The organism is Porphyromonas sp. CAG:1061 (assembly GCF_000435035.1).
GTDB lineage: Bacteria > Bacteroidota > Bacteroidia > Bacteroidales > Porphyromonadaceae > Porphyromonas_A > Porphyromonas_A somerae.
Genome location: NZ_HF988835.1, coordinates 2379 through 4241, shown reverse-complemented (window position 1 = coordinate 4241; position 1863 = coordinate 2379). Strand labels below are relative to the sequence as shown.

The 1863-nt window shown below is 45.9% G+C and carries 1 protein-coding gene; it reads left to right on the top strand.

Features of this window, described 5'->3' with window-relative positions; all coding sequences use genetic code 11:
- Positions 1-256: 256 nt before the first annotated feature.
- Positions 257-1813: an Mfa1 family fimbria major subunit gene (locus QVO39_RS00700; protein ID WP_288171264.1), complete on the top strand. Its 1557-nt coding sequence runs from the start codon at positions 257-259 to the stop codon at positions 1811-1813.
- Positions 1814-1863: the final 50 nt, after the last annotated feature.

The following is a 1863-nucleotide window of genomic DNA, read 5'->3' as shown; positions in this document are numbered from 1 at the left end:
CCTCCTCGCGGAGGTCCTTTCCCATCCGATCTATCATATCAGATGAGGCAACCCCGAAAAAGGCCATTCGCTTATCCGATTTATCCTATGAAATCAGGGGCACATTATCAAAAAAGCAGTATTTTTTTAGTAAAGCTCAAATATATTACGTACCTTTGCTCGGAAATAGTATATCGTATTGATACATTAAGAATGTTGAAATAGTAAAGAGAATGCAATTTTTATACAACAAAACTAATTTGAAAATGAGTAAGAAATTTTTCTAGCACTACTCGCTCCCCTATTCATGGGAGGTCTCGTGGCTTGTAACAAGCAGGCCAGCAACGACCTGAACCCAGAGGGTCAGAGCACAGGTGACACCTACATGTCCGTCACCTTCTCCACAGCGAATCCTAACTCTCTTAAGGCAGAGGATCCTAACTTCAATTCTATCGGTGAGTACATCGGTCGTGACAAACTGGATAACGTCAATGTTTACGTGATCAACCTCCCAGAGGAGACCGTAGATATGATGCAGTTTAATAACGCTCAGGTTACAGAGAATCCTGACACCAACGCCGACACTAACGACTTCCGCACCGAGGCATGGAAGACCACTGCTGGTGACAAGATCGTTTATGTTTATGCCAATATCAAGGGCACCGACATCGAGACCGCACTCAATGCAGCCACCTCTAAGGCAGCTTTCGAGGCAGCTAACAAGCAAGCTTTTACACTGACCGAAAACGGTGCAGTAAAGGAGACTTATGCTAAGTTCCAGGGCGGCAAAGACATCATCGCTATGAATTCTACCAAGGGTGTTGAGATCACGGTTGAGGCTGGCATCAAGAAGGATGCTGCTGAGGCAGGTACTGACAACTGCGCTAAGGCCACTGTTCGTCGTCTTGTAGGACAAGCTGCTGTAACTGCTTCTGCAGATAAGTTTGAGATCAAAGAGGAGGGAACCGACAACGTACTCGTTACCCTAAGCGATCTTAAGTGGGATGTAATGCAGTTTGAGCAGACTACCTTCCTAGCTCCACAACCAATTGACGCTACTGCTAATCCTGCCCAGAACCCTATGCTTACACAGTTCTGCAAGTCTCCATCTTTTGAGTTCATTACTACTGCTACCAACTTTACTGCAACTGAGGCTGGTAAGAAGTATGCTTACCGTGCGTTTACTGGTGAGGCTGTAGCGACTTTCACTCGTGACGCTGACAACAAGACGAATGTAACTAACATCGTGAAGAACCCAATGAAGTTCATCACCGAGACCACTCACCAATTTGGTGATAAGCTCAAGGCTGATGATCCAACCAACACTGGTGACGAGACTGGCTACCGCAAGGGTAACACCGCTTATGTGATTGTTTCTGCTCAGATCACTCCACAAGGAAAGGCTTTGGCTGAGGGTCAAACCTACACTGCTGGTAACGACCTATTCTATGGTGTACAAGACAAGAAGTTCTATGCTGACGAGGCTGCTGCTAAGGCTGCCAATAAGTCTACTTCTGATCTTGGTGAGGGCAGAGACAACGTGATCAAGTACGCTAAGGGTATTTGCTACTACGTAGCTTGGCTCAACCCAGATGTTATTACTGATCCAGTGAAGTCTCCAGTGCTTCGTAACAACATCTACCACGTAAATATCAATGCGATCAAGAAGCTTGGTTACTCTGGCAACCCATTCAATCCAAATGGGGACGATCCAAAGGATCCAGATGACAAGACTCCAGATCCAAAGGAGACTCTTTATCCAAATGAGACTTGGATGTCTGTAGAGATCAACGTGGTTAACTGGGGTGTACACTCTTACGACCAGGAGTTCTAAATAAAGTCCTAGGGGTACTTTACACTTAAACCCCACAGGCAGGAGGTGCC